This is a genomic window from Pseudomonas sp. AC252 (genome assembly GCF_979258105.1).
In genome coordinates this window covers 1,024,231-1,039,331 of sequence record NZ_OZ409837.1, presented here as the reverse complement: position 1 = coordinate 1,039,331, position 15,101 = coordinate 1,024,231, and the positions used below count along the sequence as shown (strand labels likewise).

Annotated in this window: 17 protein-coding genes; 13 read left to right on the top strand and 4 right to left on the bottom strand. The window is 59.5% G+C overall.

Features of this window, described 5'->3' with window-relative positions; all coding sequences use genetic code 11:
• The first annotated feature begins 103 nt into the window (after positions 1-103).
• The 3 genes from ACZZZ4_RS04860 (at position 104) to ACZZZ4_RS04850 (ending at position 1,766) form a co-directional block, all read left to right on the top strand.
• A complete protein-coding gene (locus ACZZZ4_RS04860; protein WP_016773116.1) occupies positions 104-592 on the top strand; it encodes a TIGR00645 family protein in 489 nt (162 codons plus the stop codon).
• A 131-nt stretch (positions 593-723) separates the two neighbouring features.
• The gene (locus tag ACZZZ4_RS04855; protein ID WP_310406978.1) at positions 724-1,029 is read left to right on the top strand and encodes a DUF6482 family protein; all 306 of its coding nucleotides are present in this window, start codon (positions 724-726) and stop codon (positions 1,027-1,029) included.
• Between the two features lie 119 nt (positions 1,030-1,148).
• Positions 1,149-1,766 (top strand): FKBP-type peptidyl-prolyl cis-trans isomerase, encoded by a 618-nt coding sequence (locus ACZZZ4_RS04850; protein ID WP_016773117.1) that lies wholly within the window; start codon positions 1,149-1,151, stop codon positions 1,764-1,766.
• Between the two features lie 137 nt (positions 1,767-1,903).
• Here the strand turns inward: ACZZZ4_RS04850 and ACZZZ4_RS04845 are convergent, their stop codons facing one another.
• From ACZZZ4_RS04845 to ACZZZ4_RS04835, 3 genes are all read right to left on the bottom strand, one after another.
• Complete coding sequence (locus ACZZZ4_RS04845) at positions 1,904-2,161, bottom strand: PA4570 family protein (RefSeq protein ID WP_039761704.1); 258 nt, start codon at positions 2,159-2,161, stop codon at positions 1,904-1,906.
• A 203-nt stretch (positions 2,162-2,364) separates the two neighbouring features.
• Positions 2,365-2,706: a zinc ribbon domain-containing protein YjdM gene (locus ACZZZ4_RS04840; protein ID WP_016773119.1), complete on the bottom strand. Its 342-nt coding sequence runs from the start codon at positions 2,704-2,706 to the stop codon at positions 2,365-2,367.
• Between the two features lie 148 nt (positions 2,707-2,854).
• Entirely contained in the window at positions 2,855-3,823 is a 969-nt protein-coding gene (locus ACZZZ4_RS04835; protein WP_016773120.1) for a polyprenyl synthetase family protein, read from the bottom strand.
• A 241-nt stretch (positions 3,824-4,064) separates the two neighbouring features.
• On the opposite strand from ACZZZ4_RS04835, the gene rplU reads away from it, so the two are divergent.
• From rplU to ACZZZ4_RS04810, 5 genes are all read left to right on the top strand, one after another.
• Positions 4,065-4,376, top strand: coding sequence for a 50S ribosomal protein L21 (rplU, locus tag ACZZZ4_RS04830; protein ID WP_007924746.1), 312 nt, complete (start codon positions 4,065-4,067; stop codon positions 4,374-4,376).
• A gap of 35 nt (positions 4,377-4,411) precedes the next feature.
• Entirely contained in the window at positions 4,412-4,669 is a 258-nt protein-coding gene (gene rpmA, locus ACZZZ4_RS04825; protein ID WP_016773121.1) for a 50S ribosomal protein L27, read from the top strand.
• Between the two features lie 193 nt (positions 4,670-4,862).
• Positions 4,863-6,086 (top strand): Obg family GTPase CgtA, encoded by a 1,224-nt coding sequence (cgtA, locus tag ACZZZ4_RS04820; RefSeq protein WP_016773122.1) that lies wholly within the window; start codon positions 4,863-4,865, stop codon positions 6,084-6,086.
• 137 nt (positions 6,087-6,223) lie between these two features.
• Positions 6,224-7,342: a glutamate 5-kinase gene (gene proB, locus ACZZZ4_RS04815; protein ID WP_039761700.1), complete on the top strand. Its 1,119-nt coding sequence runs from the start codon at positions 6,224-6,226 to the stop codon at positions 7,340-7,342.
• Between the two features lie 10 nt (positions 7,343-7,352).
• Positions 7,353-7,820 carry a CreA family protein gene (locus ACZZZ4_RS04810; protein ID WP_039761698.1) on the top strand — a complete coding sequence of 156 codons (468 nt, stop codon included), beginning with the start codon at positions 7,353-7,355 and terminating at the stop codon, positions 7,818-7,820.
• Positions 7,821-8,004: 184 nt separating this feature from the next.
• Here ACZZZ4_RS04810 and rpsT read toward each other — a convergent pair whose 3' ends face one another.
• A complete protein-coding gene (gene rpsT, locus ACZZZ4_RS04805; RefSeq protein WP_003228351.1) occupies positions 8,005-8,277 on the bottom strand; it encodes a 30S ribosomal protein S20 in 273 nt (90 codons plus the stop codon).
• Positions 8,278-8,529: 252 nt separating this feature from the next.
• On the opposite strand from rpsT, the gene murJ reads away from it, so the two are divergent.
• The 5 genes from murJ to fkpB all read left to right on the top strand — a co-directional run bounded on the left by murJ (position 8,530) and on the right by fkpB (position 14,931).
• Entirely contained in the window at positions 8,530-10,068 is a 1,539-nt protein-coding gene (gene murJ / locus ACZZZ4_RS04800) for a murein biosynthesis integral membrane protein MurJ (protein WP_129999797.1), read from the top strand.
• Positions 10,069-10,197: 129 nt separating this feature from the next.
• The gene (gene ribF, locus ACZZZ4_RS04795) at positions 10,198-11,136 is read left to right on the top strand and encodes a bifunctional riboflavin kinase/FAD synthetase (RefSeq protein WP_016773125.1); all 939 of its coding nucleotides are present in this window, start codon (positions 10,198-10,200) and stop codon (positions 11,134-11,136) included.
• A gap of 13 nt (positions 11,137-11,149) precedes the next feature.
• Positions 11,150-13,981: an isoleucine--tRNA ligase gene (gene ileS / locus ACZZZ4_RS04790; RefSeq protein WP_463547343.1), complete on the top strand. Its 2,832-nt coding sequence runs from the start codon at positions 11,150-11,152 to the stop codon at positions 13,979-13,981.
• Entirely contained in the window at positions 13,974-14,486 is a 513-nt protein-coding gene (lspA, locus tag ACZZZ4_RS04785) for a signal peptidase II (RefSeq protein WP_039761690.1), read from the top strand. Before ileS ends, lspA begins: the two co-directional genes overlap by 8 nt.
• Positions 14,479-14,931, top strand: coding sequence for an FKBP-type peptidyl-prolyl cis-trans isomerase (gene fkpB, locus ACZZZ4_RS04780; RefSeq protein ID WP_016773128.1), 453 nt, complete (start codon positions 14,479-14,481; stop codon positions 14,929-14,931). Before lspA ends, fkpB begins: the two co-directional genes overlap by 8 nt.
• The last annotated feature ends 170 nt before the right edge of the window (positions 14,932-15,101 follow it).

Sequence of the window (15,101 nt, the reverse complement as noted above, 5' to 3'; positions counted from 1 at the left end):
AAATTTGTCACACACACGCAGGTAGCGGATTTTCCGGCGGTTTCTGGCTGTCACAGCGGGCTGTTATACTCGCCGCCATTTCCAGCCCCTTGTGTGAGAGTCAATGGAACGCTTTATCGAAAATGCAATGTACGCCACCCGCTGGCTGCTGGCGCCGATCTACATCGGCCTGTCCCTCGGTCTGCTGGCGCTGGCATTGAAGTTCTTCCAGGAAATCATCCATATCCTGCCCAATGTCTTCGCCATGGCTGAATCGGACCTGATTCTGGTGCTGCTGTCGCTGATCGACATGGCACTGGTGGGTGGTCTGCTGGTGATGGTGATGATTTCCGGCTACGAGAACTTTGTCTCGCAACTGGACATCGACGAAGGCAAAGAGAAGCTCAGCTGGCTGGGCACCATGGACTCGTCGTCGCTGAAGATGAAAGTCGCGGCGTCGATCGTGGCGATTTCTTCGATCCACCTGTTGCGCATCTTCATGGATGCCAAGAACGTCGATCCCGAGCATCTGATGTGGTACGTGATCATTCACATGACTTTTGTGGTGTCCGCGTTTGCCATGGGTTACCTGGACAAGGTCACCAAGCACTGATCAGCCGATCTCTGCAAAAGAGCCGCCCGTCTGTTGCGAAACAGACGGGCGGTTTTGTTTGTGGCTTGTGCTTTCAAGCGCAGCGGCCTATCCCTGTAACGGTGCGATTCGCCACGGTGTGAGGTGCTCCCATGAACCTGCAAGAGTTGAATGCGTTTGCCATCGCCGGCAAGGTCGATGAGTTGAATCTGATTTCCATGGAGGGCGGGATCTATTTGCTGGAAGCACGCATGCACGGCGCGGCTCATCCGCTGCATGATCCGCTGGGGAAAACCCTGACTCTGCGCTCGGTCGAGCACGCGCGGGACGTGCTGCACGCGTTTCCGGTGCTGCCGTTCAATCTGGTCCACACCTCGGTGCACGATGAAATGTGCGGGCTGGGCGGTGGCATTAATGAAAGCCTCAAAGTGCCGCTGGCCTGGCGTTCGGCCCTGTAGGCCCGGCCCCAACCCCGGGTATCTGTGCTAGTCTGCTCGCCCTTTTGGTTCCGGGCGCGCCGGGACGCGCTGTGCACGCACGGCAAGTCCTGAGGCCGTCCGCACAGCGGAGCAGTGTCATGTCCGAAGTAAATCTGTCCACCGACGAAACCCGCGTCAGCTACGGTATCGGCCGTCAACTCGGCGACCAGCTGCGCGACAACCCGCCACCGGGTGTCAGCCTGGACGCGATCCTGGCCGGTCTGACCGACGCTTTCGCCGGCAAGCCAAGCCGTGTTGGCCAGGAAGAGATGTCCGCCAGCTTCAAGGTTATCCGCGAAATCATGCAAGCCGAAGCCGCTGCCAAGGCTGAAGCCGCGGCTGGCGAAGGCCTGGCCTTCCTCGCCGAAAACGCCAAGCGTGACGGCATCACCACCCTGGCTTCCGGCCTGCAATTCGAAGTACTGACTCAGGGCGACGGCGCCAAGCCGACCCGTGAAGACCAGGTGCGTACGCACTACCACGGCACACTGATCGACGGCACGGTGTTCGACAGCTCCTACGAGCGCGGCCAGCCTGCAGAATTCCCGGTTGGCGGCGTGATCGCTGGCTGGACCGAAGCCCTGCAACTGATGAATGCCGGCAGCAAATGGCGCCTGTACGTGCCGAGCGAACTGGCGTATGGCGCACAAGGCGTTGGCAGCATCCCGCCGCACAGCGTTCTGGTGTTCGACGTCGAGCTGCTCGACGTTTTGTAATACCGAGCCTGCCTTGGTGGCAGGCTAACCCTGTGGGAACGAGCCTGTTCGCGAAGGCGGTGTGTCAGTCAACTCAATCGTCGACTGCAAATCCATCTTCGCGAGCAGGCTCGCTCCCACAGATTTTGTATTACCGCTCATATTTCGATCTTGTTGTGCAGCTCACTGGTCGGGCGCAACGCCCGGGCATAGCAGAACAGGAACAGATTGCGCACCAGCTCCTTGAGCACCAGCGGCTCGCTGGAATTGAGGCTGCTGACGTCCAGATCGCCTTGATCCTGCAGCTCATGCAGCGCTTCTTCTTCAAGCACCGCGCAGACTTCGCCGGTTTCCCGATGGAGAATTCTGAGGTAAGGGTGTGGGCGATCCAGCCAGGCGTCGATCAAATAAGTCATGGGTCTCATCTCCTTGAAAGGTTTCAATGAGAATAATTCTTATTCATCAAATAGCAAGTGCCTATTGGCGGATCGTGGAGTTTTCCGGGTAAAGGTTGTGTCAGGTCAAAACGACTGGCTGATGGCCATGCGCGGATTCATTGAGCCGAAGGGGGAGGGCAAAGCTCCATCCCACGGCTGGCGCAGGATGGATGACGCAAGGATCAGACTTTTCTGACGAACTCGGATTTGAGCTTCATCGGGCCGATGCCGTCGATCTTGCAGTCGATGTCATGATCGCCATCGCACAGGCGGATATTCTTGACCTTGGTGCCGACCTTGACCACCAGCGACGTGCCCTTGACCTTGAGGTCCTTGATCACGGTGATGGTGTCGCCGTCCTGCAGGACGTTGCCGACCGAATCTTTCTTCACGGCATCATCGGCCGCCACTTCGGCTTCGCCGCTGGCAGACCACTCGTGGGCGCACTCGGGGCAGACCAGTTGGGTGCCGTCTTCGTAGGTGTATTCGGAATTGCATTTCGGGCAGGGTGGCAACGTGCTCACTAAGGTTCCTTGGGTATCAGGAGGGCTAAAGGGCGCACATTGTATAGGGTTTTAGCTTTTCAGGCAGGCAAAAGCAAAAGATCGCAGCATCGGCACCCCATGTAGGAGCTGCCGAAGGCTGCGATCTTTTGATCTTGTTTCAGCAATATCAGTGCGTGCGGGCTACCGCGAACTCGCTCAGTTCCACCAGCGCATCGCGGTATTCGCTGGCCGGCAGCGCCTCGAGGCACTTGATCGCGCGGGCTACGTAATCGCGGGCCAGTTGCGCGGTGTACTCCAGCGAGCCGGACGCTTCGACGGCGATGCGGATGCTTTCCAGGTCTTCGATCCCGCCTTTCTGGATCGCCTGACGCACCAGCGCTGCCTGTTCGGCGGTGCCTTCGCGCATGGTGTAGATCAACGGCAGGGTCGGCTTGCCTTCGGCCAGATCGTCACCGACGTTCTTGCCCAGGGTTTCCGCGTCGCCTTTATAGTCGAGCAGGTCATCAACCAGCTGGAACGCCACACCCAGGTGATCGCCGAAGGTGCGCAGGGCTTCGCTCTGCTCGGCGGTCGCGCCGGCGAGCGCGGCGGCGCTGTGGGTCGAGGCTTCGAAGAGCATCGCGGTCTTGCCGCGGATGACTTCCATGTAGGTTTCTTCGCTGGTGCTGGCGTCACGCACCTTGGACAACTGCAACACTTCGCCTTCAGCGATGATGCGCGTGGCCTGGGAGAGGATCTTCATCACCGGCATCGAGCCCAGTTCGACCATCATTTCGAACGAGCGCGAGTACAGGAAGTCGCCGACCAGCACGCTCGGGGCATTGCCCCACATGGCGTTGGCGGTCGAGCGGCCACGACGCATGCCGGACATGTCGACGACGTCGTCATGCAGCAGGGTGGCGGTGTGCAGGAATTCGATGGTGGCGGCCAGCAGGCGCATGTCGTCGCCTTCGCGACCCAGGGCCTTGCCACACAGCAACACTAATAAAGGACGCAGGCGTTTGCCGCCGGCCGACGTGATGTAATCGCCGATTTTCGATACCAGCGGCACTCGAGACGTCAGCTGCTTCTTGATGATGCCGTCGACGGCGCTAAAATCGTCCGCCACCGCGCGGTAGAAAGCTTGGGGTTGCATCAGCGAGAGTCGCTCCAGAAGGGTTGCGCGGCATGCTAGGACCCCCGTCCAGACCTGTCAAGGCGCGATGGACGGCCACTTGCGCGAGGCAGATTGCTTGCGTACAATCGCGCACCCTGAACTTCCTGGGCAGCACCTGCCTTACGCAATTGCACTTGGGCCGTTCCAGCCCCATGCAGCCATGCCAGCCAATACCTCTTCTTATAAAGAGCTGGGTGAGCAGGATTATCGGAGAAATACCATGTACGCAGTAATCGTTACCGGCGGTAAGCAATACAAGGTCGCTGAAGGTGAATACCTGAAGATCGAAAAACTGGAAATCGCTACTGGCGAATCCGTGACTTTTGATCGCGTTCTGCTGGTCGCCAACGGCGACGACGTGAACATCGGCGCACCAGTTGTTGCTGGCGCAACCGTCAAGGCTGAAGTGATCTCCCAAGGTCGTCACGATAAAGTCCGCATCATCAAGTTCCGTCGCCGTAAGCACCACATGAAGCGTATGGGCCACCGCCAGTGGTTCACCGAGATCAAAATCACCGGTATTCAGGCTTAATTACAGCCTAATTCCTCACTAGGAGAATTGAACTCATGGCACACAAAAAAGCTGGTGGTAGTACCCGTAACGGTCGCGACTCAGAAGCCAAACGCCTTGGCGTGAAGATGTATGGCGGCCAGGTCATCAAGGCCGGCAACATCATCGTGCGTCAGCGCGGCACCCAATTCCACGCTGGCTACGGCGTTGGCATGGGCAAGGATCACACTCTCTTCGCTAAAATCGAAGGCGTGATCAAGTTCGAAGTAAAGGGCGCCTTCGGTCGTCGTTACGTGAGCGTAATCGCGGCTTAATCGCGAGATCGCTGGAGAAGCCCTGTCTTGCGACGGGGCTTTTTCGTTTGTGGGGTGAGTCTCTTGCAAAGCTGTTTGTATGGGCTGTCGGCGTGCGATGCAGGTCGTGTCTTGGGGTCGCTGCGCTCATTTTTGCAAGAGTCTTATGTCTTGATTGTTTTTCGGCTCGTCCGTACGGCGAGAGGCGTTGGTTATGAAGTTTGTTGATGAAGTATCGATTCGCGTAAAGGCCGGTGACGGTGGCAACGGTGCCATGAGTTTCCGCCGGGAAAAATTCATTGAAAACGGCGGCCCGAACGGCGGTGATGGCGGTGACGGCGGTTCCATCTACATGATGGCCGACGAAAACCTCAACACCCTGGTCGACTACCGTTACACCCGTCACTTCGATGCCGAGCGTGGCTCCAACGGCGGCAGCACCGACTGCACCGGCAAGAAGGGCGAAGACCTGATCCTGCGCGTGCCGGTCGGCACCACGGTGATCGATTCCGCTACTCAGGAAGTCATCGGCGACCTGACCAAGGCCGGTCAGAAGCTGATGGTCGTGCAGGGCGGCTGGCACGGTCTGGGCAACACCCGTTTCAAATCCAGTACCAACCGTGCACCGCGTCAGACCACGCCAGGCAAGCCGGGCGAGCAGCGCGACCTGAAACTGGAAATGAAAGTGCTGGCCGACGTCGGTCTGCTGGGCTTGCCGAACGCCGGTAAAAGTACCTTTATCCGTTCGGTCTCGGCCGCCAAGCCTAAAGTCGCCGACTACCCGTTCACCACGCTGGTGCCGAACCTGGGTGTGGTCAGCGTCGATCGCTGGAAGAGCTTCGTCATTGCCGACATTCCGGGTCTGATCGAAGGCGCTTCCGACGGTGCCGGCCTGGGCATTCGCTTCCTCAAGCACCTGGCGCGTACGCGTCTGCTGCTGCACCTCGTCGACATGGCGCCACTGGATGATTCCAGTGCGCCGGACGCGGCTGAAGTGATCGTCAACGAGCTGATCAAGTTCAGCCCGTCGCTGGCCGAGCGTGATCGCTGGCTGGTGCTGAACAAGTGCGACCAGATTCTTGAGGAAGAGCACGATGCTCGCGTCAAGGAAATCGTCGATCGCCTGGAGTGGACTGGTCCGGTGTACGTGATCTCGGCCATCGCCAAGATCGGTACCGAGCGTCTGTGCCACGACATCATGCGCTACATGGAAGACCGTGCCGATCGCTTGGCTGCAGACCCTGCGTACAAGGAAGAGCTGGCCGATCTCGATCAGCGCATCGAAGACGAAGCCCGTGCGCAGTTGCAGGCGCTGGACGACAAGCGTGCCCTGCGTCGCAGTGGCGTGAAGTCGGTCCATGACATCGGCGACGATGACTGGGACGAAGAAGATGTGGATGACGAAGACGGTCCGGAAATCATTTACGTGCGCGACTGATCCGTTGCGATAAACTTGAACGCCGCTCAATCGAGCGGCGTTTTAGTATCCGGAAATCGATCGTTGGTCAGCAATCGCCACGATTAACGTCACGGGCAGTGCCAGGTCGCGCTGCCCTCAAGCTAAGGTTGAAGATGATGCGGAGCAAGGTGACAGGTGCGCAGCGTTGGGTCGTGAAGATCGGCAGCGCTTTGCTGACAGCTGACGGCAAAGGGCTGGATCGCGCGGCAATGAGTGTCTGGGTCGAGCAGATGGTGGCGCTGCATGAAGCGGGCGTCGAGCTGGTGCTGGTGTCCTCCGGGGCGGTGGCGGCCGGCATGAGTCGCTTGGGCTGGACCGCACGACCCAGTGCCATGCACGAGCTCCAGGCGGCCGCTGCAATCGGTCAGATGGGGTTGGTGCAGGCGTGGGAATCAAGCTTCGCCGAGCATGGCCGGCACACCGCGCAGATTCTCCTGACCCACGACGACCTGTCCGACCGCAAGCGCTACCTCAACGCCCGCAGTACCTTGCGTGCGCTGGTCGAGCTGAAAGTCATTCCGGTGATCAACGAAAACGACACCGTGGTTACCGACGAAATCCGTTTCGGCGATAACGACACGCTGGCGGCGCTGGTGGCCAACCTGGTCGAGGCGGATCTGCTGGTGATCCTCACCGATCGCGACGGCATGTTCGACGCCGATCCGCGCAACAACCCCGATGCGCAGCTGATTTATGAAGCGCGTGCCGATGATCCGACGCTCGATGCGGTTGCAGGTGGTACCGGCGGTGCGCTGGGGCGCGGCGGCATGCAGACCAAGTTGCGTGCGGCGCGCCTGGCAGCGCGTTCCGGTGCGCACACCATCATCGTCGGCGGGCGCCTTGAACGTGTGCTTGATCGTCTCAAGGCGGGCGAGCGCATCGGCACGCTGCTATCGCCGGAGCGCGGCATGCTCGCGGCGCGCAAGCAGTGGCTGGCCGGGCATTTGCAAACCCGTGGCACTCTGGTGCTGGATGAGGGAGCGGTGTCGGCGTTGTCCAAGGGCAACAAAAGTCTGCTGCCGGTGGGGGTGAAACTGGTTCAAGGCAGTTTCCGTCGTGGTGAGATGGTCGTCTGCGTAGCGCCGGATGGTCGGGAGATCGCTCGGGGTCTGGCCAATTACAGCGCCCTGGAAGCGCAAAAAATCATCGGTCAGTCGTCGGATGCGATTGTCGGTTTGCTCGGTTACATGGCAGAGCCGGAGCTGGTTCACCGTGACAACCTGATTCTGGTCTAAGGAAAATTCGATGCGTGTAGCGAAAGGATTATTGGGTCTGCTGATGGCCATGCCATTGCTGGCCTCGGCCGAGGAAATCGGTCAGGTCTCGACGGTATTCAAGTTTGTCGGGCCGAATGACCGGATCGTGGTCGAGGCGTTCGACGATCCGAAAGTCGAAGGTGTGACCTGCTACCTGTCACGCGCCAAGACCGGTGGAGTGAAGGGTGGTCTCGGTCTGGCAGAGGATCGCGCCGAGGCCTCGATCGCCTGTCGCCAGGTCGGGCCGATCAAGTTCAAGGGAGAGCTGAAGGATGGCGACGAGGTGTTCAAGGAGCGCACCTCGCTGGTGTTCAAGACGATGCAGGTGGTGCGTTTCCTCGACAAGAAGCGCAACACGCTGGTGTACCTGGTCTACAGTGATCGCTTGATCGAGGGTAGTCCGCAGAATGCGGTCACGGCCATCCCGATCCTGCCGTGGGTGCCGGTCCAGCAATAAGCCCCACCAATCCGAACTGTGGGAGCGAGCCTGCTCGCGAATTCGATCTGTCAGTTGATATTTGTATCGACTGACATGACCTCTTCGCGAGCAGGCCCACTCCTACATTTTTTTGCGTTGGATTCGTTAAATCACAGGCAATAAAAAACCGACCCTGAGGTCGGTTTTTTAATGACTACGTCGATTAAGCAGCTTCTTTCAGCGCTTTGACGTGGCCATTCAGGCGGCTCTTATGACGAGCAGCCTTGTTCTTGTGGATGATGCCTTTATCGGCCATACGGTCGATAACTGGCACAGCCAGAACGTATGCAGCTTGAGCTTTTTCAGCGTCTTTTGCGTCGATGGCCTTAACTACATTCTTGATGTAGGTACGAACCATGGAACGCAGGCTGGCGTTGTGGCTGCGACGCTTCTCAGCCTGTTTTGCACGTTTTTTGGCGGAAGGTGAGTTGGCCACCGTCGAGCTCCTCGAAAGACTTTTTAGGAAATAGCAAACAAAATAGGCCGCGAATCATGCCGATGAAGACTTGTCTTGTCAAGGGCACTTGAATCGTTCCGCTAAGTGGTAGGTATAAAGAGGCGGGATATTTATTTCCGGCGCTTGACCTGTAAACTCGCGAGCTTTGGCTCTGTGCTGTTGCGGCGCGGAGTATCGCACAAGTGGGCGCATTGTTCGCCTGCTGTTTATCGACAGGCACAAACTCTCTCAATGAATCTGCTCAAATCGTTGGCCGCCGTCAGCTCTATCACGATGCTTTCCCGGATTCTGGGTTTTGTTCGTGACACGCTGATCGCGCGGACATTCGGCGCCGGGATGGCCACGGATGCCTTCTTTATTGCGTTCAAACTGCCCAACCTGCTGCGGCGGATATTTGCCGAAGGGGCTTTCTCCCAGGCGTTCGTGCCGATCCTGGCCGAATATAAAAGCCAGCAGGGCGAGGAGGCGACGCGCACCTTTATTGCCTATGTATCGGGCCTGCTGACGCTGGTGCTGGCGATAGTGACGGCGCTGGGCATGATCGCCGCGCCCTGGGTGATCTGGGCCACGGCGCCCGGTTTTACCGATACCCCGGAGAAATTCCAGCTCACCTCCGATCTGTTGCGGGTGACCTTTCCTTACATATTGCTGATCTCGCTGTCGTCGCTGGCCGGCGCGATCCTCAATACCTGGAACCGCTTCTCGGTGCCGGCCTTCGTGCCGACTCTGCTCAACGTCAGCATGATCGTATTTTCGCTGTTCCTGACGCCGTACTTCGATCCACCGGTCATGGCCCTTGGTTGGGCGGTGCTGGTCGGCGGTCTGGCGCAGTTGCTGTATCAGCTACCGCACCTGAAAAAGATCGGCATGCTGGTGCTGCCACGCCTGAACCTGCGCGACAGCGGCGTGTGGCGGGTGATGAAGCAGATGCTGCCAGCGATTCTCGGCGTGTCGGTCAGTCAGATTTCGCTGATCATCAACACCATCTTCGCCTCGTTTCTGGTCGCAGGTTCGGTGTCGTGGATGTATTACGCCGACCGCTTGATGGAATTGCCGTCGGGTGTGTTGGGTGTGGCACTCGGCACGATTCTGCTGCCGACACTGGCCAAGACCTATGCCAGCAAGGATCGCCACGAGTATTCGCGAATCCTCGATTGGGGGCTGCGCCTGTGCTTTGTGCTGGTGCTGCCGTGCGCGCTGGCGCTGGGGATACTTGCCGAACCGTTGACCGTTTCGTTGTTCCAGTATGGCCAGTTCAGCGGCTTTGATGCCGAGATGACCCAGCGAGCGCTGATTGCCTATTCGGTCGGCCTGCTCGGAATTATCGTGATCAAAGTGCTGGCGCCGGGCTTTTATGCGCAACAGAACATCCGCACCCCGGTGAAAATCGCAATTTTCACCCTGGTCTGCACGCAGCTGTTCAACCTGGCGCTGATCGGCCCGCTGGCGCACGCCGGTCTGGCATTGGCGATCAGTGCCGGTGCTTGCCTGAACGCCGGGCTGCTGTTCTATCAACTGCGCAAGCAAAAGATGTATCAACCGCAGCCGGGCTGGGGCAAATTCGGCTTCAAGCTGGTCGTTGCAGTGACGGTGATGTCGGCGGTGTTATTGGCCGGCATGCATTTCATGCCCGCGTGGGATGAGGGCCATATGCTTGAGCGCTTCTTGCGCCTGGGCGCGCTGGTGATTGCTGGCGTGGTGGCGTATTTCGGTATGTTGTTGCTGTTGGGTTTTCGCCTGCGCGACTTCAATCGCAAGGCCTTGAGCTGAGGTTTCAGTCTTTATCGACGGGCATGGGCCGGCGGTTTTGTCGGCTCGTTCACTTTGCGTTACGGTGTTGCCTGTCGTCGGCCGTCGGGTGTGGTTATAATCGACCACTTTATGAGCAAGAAGCGCGTTATGCAGCTGGTTCGAGGCCTCCACAACTTGCGCCCCCAGCATCGGGGCTGCGTCGCCACTATTGGCAACTTTGACGGTGTTCACCGTGGTCACCAGGCTATCCTGGCCCGACTGCGTGAGCGTGCGCTTGAGTTGGGCGTACCCAGCTGCGTGGTGATTTTCGAGCCGCAGCCACGGGAGTTCTTTGCTCCCGACACCGCACCGGCACGTCTGGCGCGGTTGCGCGACAAGCTGCAATTGCTGGCCGCTGAAGGCGTTGACCGGGTCTTGTGCCTGGCCTTCAATCAGCGCTTGAGCAAGCTCAGTGCCAGCGAGTTCGTCGACACCATTCTGGTCGATGGTCTCGGTGTACAGCATCTGGAGGTCGGTGACGATTTCCGTTTCGGTTGTGACCGCCTCGGCGATTTCGATTTTCTGATGCAGGCCGGGCAGGTTCACGGATTCACCGTCGAAGCTGCGCAAACCGTCGAGCTGGACGGCATTCGCGTCAGCAGCACGCAAGTGCGCAACGCTTTGGCTGCGGCCGATTTTGCCTTGGCCGAACGCTTGCTCGGGCGTCCGTACCGCATCGCCGGTCGCGTGCTGCATGGCCAGAAACTGGCCCGGCAACTGGGCACGCCCACTGCCAATATTCAACTCAAACGCCGTCGCGTGCCGTTCACCGGGGTGTATCTGGTGAACGTCGACATCGACGGCAAGACCTGGCCCGGCGTCGCCAATATCGGCGTGCGCCCTACGGTGCAAGGGGATGGCAAAGCCCACCTCGAGGTCCATCTGTTAGATTTTGCCGGCGATCTGTATGACCGGCGTTTGACGGTGGTTTTCCACCAAAAGCTGCGTGAAGAGCAGCGCTTCGCCTCTCTGGAGGCATTGAAAACGGCGATCAATGCGGATGTCGCCACCGCCCGTGCACTAGCCGCACCTAGCGCCCATCGCTAATGAAGAGCCTTAAATGACCGACTATAAAGCCACGCTAAACCTTCCGGACACCGCCTTCCCAATGAAGGCCGGCCTGCCACAGCGCGAACCGCAGATCCTGCAGCGCTGGGACAGTATTGGCCTGTACGGAAAGTTGCGCGAGATTGGCAAGGATCGTCCGAAGTTCGTCCTGCACGACGGCCCTCCGTACGCCAACGGCACGATCCACATCGGTCACGCACTGAACAAGATTCTCAAGGACATGATCATCCGCTCGAAAACCCTGTCGGGTTTCGACGCGCCGTACGTCCCGGGCTGGGACTGCCACGGCCTGCCAATCGAGCACAAGGTTGAAGTGACCCACGGCAAGAACCTCGGCGCGGATAAAACCCGCGAGCTGTGCCGTGCCTACGCCACCGAGCAGATCGAAGGGCAGAAGTCCGAGTTCATTCGTCTCGGTGTGCTGGGCGACTTCGCCAACCCGTACAAGACCATGGACTTCAAGAACGAGGCCGGTGAAATCCGTGCCCTCGCCGAAATCGTCAAGGGCGGTTTCGTCTTCAAGGGCTTGAAGCCCGTGAACTGGTGCTTCGATTGCGGTTCGGCGCTGGCTGAAGCGGAAGTCGAATACGAGAACAAGAAGTCGTCGACCATCGACGTTGCGTTCCCGATCGCTGATGAAGCCAAACTGGCTGCCGCGTTCGGTCTGGCTTCGCTGAGCAAACCTGCTGCGATCGTGATCTGGACCACCACCCCGTGGACCATCCCGGCCAACCAGGCGCTGAACGTGCACCCGGAATTCAACTACGCCCTGGTCGATATCGGCGACAAGCTGCTGGTGCTGGCTGAAGAGCTGGTCGAAGCCTGCCTGGCGCGCTACGGCGTGGAAGGTTCGGTCATCGCCACCACCACCGGTAAAGCACTTGAGCTGATCAACTTCCGTCACCCGTTCTACGATCGTCTGTCGCCGGTGTACCTGGCTGACTACGTCGAACTGGGCGCTGGCACCGGCGTGGTTCACTCCGCCCCGGCCTACGGCGTGGACGACTTCGTGACCTGCAAGAAATACGGCATGGTCAACGACGACATCCTCAACCCGGTGCAGAGCAACGGCGTATACGTGCCTTCGCTGGAATTCTTCGGCGGCCAGTTCATCTGGAAGGCCAACCCGGCCATCGTGGAAAAACTGACCGAAGTCGGTGCGCTGATGCACACCACCGTCATCGAACACAGCTACATGCACTGCTGGCGCCACAAGACCCCGCTGATCTACCGCGCCACTGCGCAGTGGTTCATCGGCATGGACAAGGAGCCAACCAGCGGCGACACCTTGCGCGTGCGCTCGCTCAAAGCCATCGAAGACACCAAGTTCGTTCCGGCCTGGGGCCAGGCGCGTCTGCACTCGATGATCGCCAATCGTCCGGACTGGTGCATCTCGCGTCAGCGCAACTGGGGCGTGCCGATCCCGTTCTTCCTCAACAAGGAAAGCGGCGAGCTGCACCCGCGTACCGTCGAGCTGATGGAAGAAGTCGCCAAACGCGTTGAAGTCGAAGGCATCGAAGCCTGGTTCAAACTCGACGCAGTCGAACTGCTGGGCGATGAAGCGCCGCAGTACGACAAGATCAGCGACACCCTCGACGTCTGGTTCGACTCGGGCACCACGCACTGGCACGTCCTGCGCGGTTCGCACCCGATGGGCCACGAGAGCGGCCCGCGTGCCGACCTGTACCTGGAAGGTTCCGACCAGCACCGTGGCTGGTTCCACTCCTCGTTGCTGACCGGTTGCGCCATCGACAACCACGCACCGTACCGCGAACTGCTGACGCACGGTTTCACCGTCGATGAGTCCGGGCGCAAGATGTCCAAGTCGCTGGGCAACGTGATCGCGCCGCAGAAGGTCAACGACACCCTGGGCGCCGACATCATGCGTCTGTGGGTCGCTTCGACCGACTACTCCGGCGAAATGGCCGTGTCCGAGCAGATCCTGCAGCGCAGCGCCGATGCCTACCGTCGTATCCGTAACACCGCGCGCTTCCTGCTTTCCAACCTGACCGGTTTCAACCCGGCCACCGACCTGCTGCCGGCCGAAGACATGCTGGCGCTGGATCGCTGGGCCGTGGATCGTACGCTGCTGCTGCAACGCGAGTTGCAAGAGCACTACGGCGAATACCGTTTCTGGAACGTGTACTCGAAGATCCACAACTTCTGCGTGCAGGAGCTGGGTGGTTTCTACCTCGACATCATCAAGGACCGCCAGTACACCACCGGCGCCGACAGCAAGGCCCGTCGCTCGTGCCAGACCGCGCTGTTCCACATCTCCGAGGCGCTGGTGCGCTGGATCGCGCCGATCCTCGCCTTCACTGCCGACGAGCTGTGGCAATACCTGCCGGGCGAGCGTAATGAGTCGGTCATGCTCAACACCTGGTACGAAGGGCTGACCGAGCTGCCGGAAGGCTTCGAGCTGGGTCGCGCCTACTGGGATCGCATCATGGAAGTGAAAGTCGCGGTCAACAAAGAGATGGAAATCCAGCGTGCGGCGAAAGCCGTCGGTGGCAACCTGCAGGCCGAAGTGACGCTGTTTGCCGAAGAGGCGCTGAGCGCCGATCTGGCCAAGCTGAGCAACGAGCTGCGTTTTGTCCTGATCACCTCGACTGCCAGCGTTGCGCCGTTCGTGCAGGCTCCCGCCGATGCAGTGGCCACCGAAGTCAGCGGTCTGAAATTGAAGATCGTCAAATCGACGTTCCCGAAATGCGCGCGTTGCTGGCATTGCCGCGAAGACGTCGGCGTGAACCCGGAGCATCCGGAAATCTGCGGGCGTTGCGTCGACAACATCAGCGGCGCGGGCGAGGTTCGTCACTATGCCTGATGCCATTGGCCGTTTCGGACGGCTGAGCTGGCTGTGGTTGAGCCTGCTGGTCCTGGTCATTGACCAGGCCAGCAAGTTCTACTTCGAAGCCAGGCTCGAAATGTTTCAGCAGATCGTGATCATTCCCGATCTGTTCAGCTGGACCCTGGCCTATAACACTGGCGCTGCCTTCAGCTTCCTCGCCGACAGCTCCGGCTGGCAGCGCTGGCTGTTTGCCCTGATCGCGATTGTGGTCAGCGCCGTGCTGGTGGTCTGGCTCAAGCGTTTGGGCCGCAACGACACCTGGCTGGCCGTCGCCTTGGCACTGGTGCTGGGTGGCGCGCTGGGCAACCTGTATGACCGCGTTGCCCTGGGCCATGTGATCGACTTCATCCTGGTGCACTGGCAGAACCGCTGGTATTTCCCGGCGTTCAACATTGCCGACAGCGCGATCACCGTTGGCGCGATCATGCTGGCACTGGACATGTTCAAATCGAAGAAAACCGAAGAGGCCGCTCATGACTGAACCGCTATCGACTGAGCAACGCATCGGCCAGAACACCGAAGTCACGCTGCACTTTGCCTTGCGCCTGGAAAACGGTGACACCGTCGACAGTACCTTCGACAAGGCCCCGGCGACCTTCAAGGTCGGCGACGGCAACCTGCTGCCGGGTTTCGAAGCCGCACTGTTCGGTTTCAAGGCCGGCGACAAGCGCACCCTGACCGTCGAGCCGGAAAACGCTTTCGGTCAGCCGAACCCGCAGAACGTGCAGACTATCCCGCGTTCGCAGTTCACCGACATGGAGTTGTCGCCGGGGCTGCTGGTGATCTTCAATGATGCGGCCAATACTGAATTGCCAGGCGTGGTGAAGGAATTCGATGACACGCAAGTGACCGTCGACTTCAACCACCCGCTGGCGGGCAAGACGCTGACCTTTGACGTGGAAATCATTTCCGTCAAAGCGATCTAAAAATGCAGGAGTGAGCCTCTGTGGCGAGGGGATTTATCCCCGCTGGGGAGCGAAGCGCTCCCAGACCAGTCAACGGATTCTGAGATAAGTCCGTTGATAGTCTACGACTGCTACGCAGCCGAGCGGGGATGAATCCCCTCGCCACAACAAGCAGGTCTCCACAGTCTGTT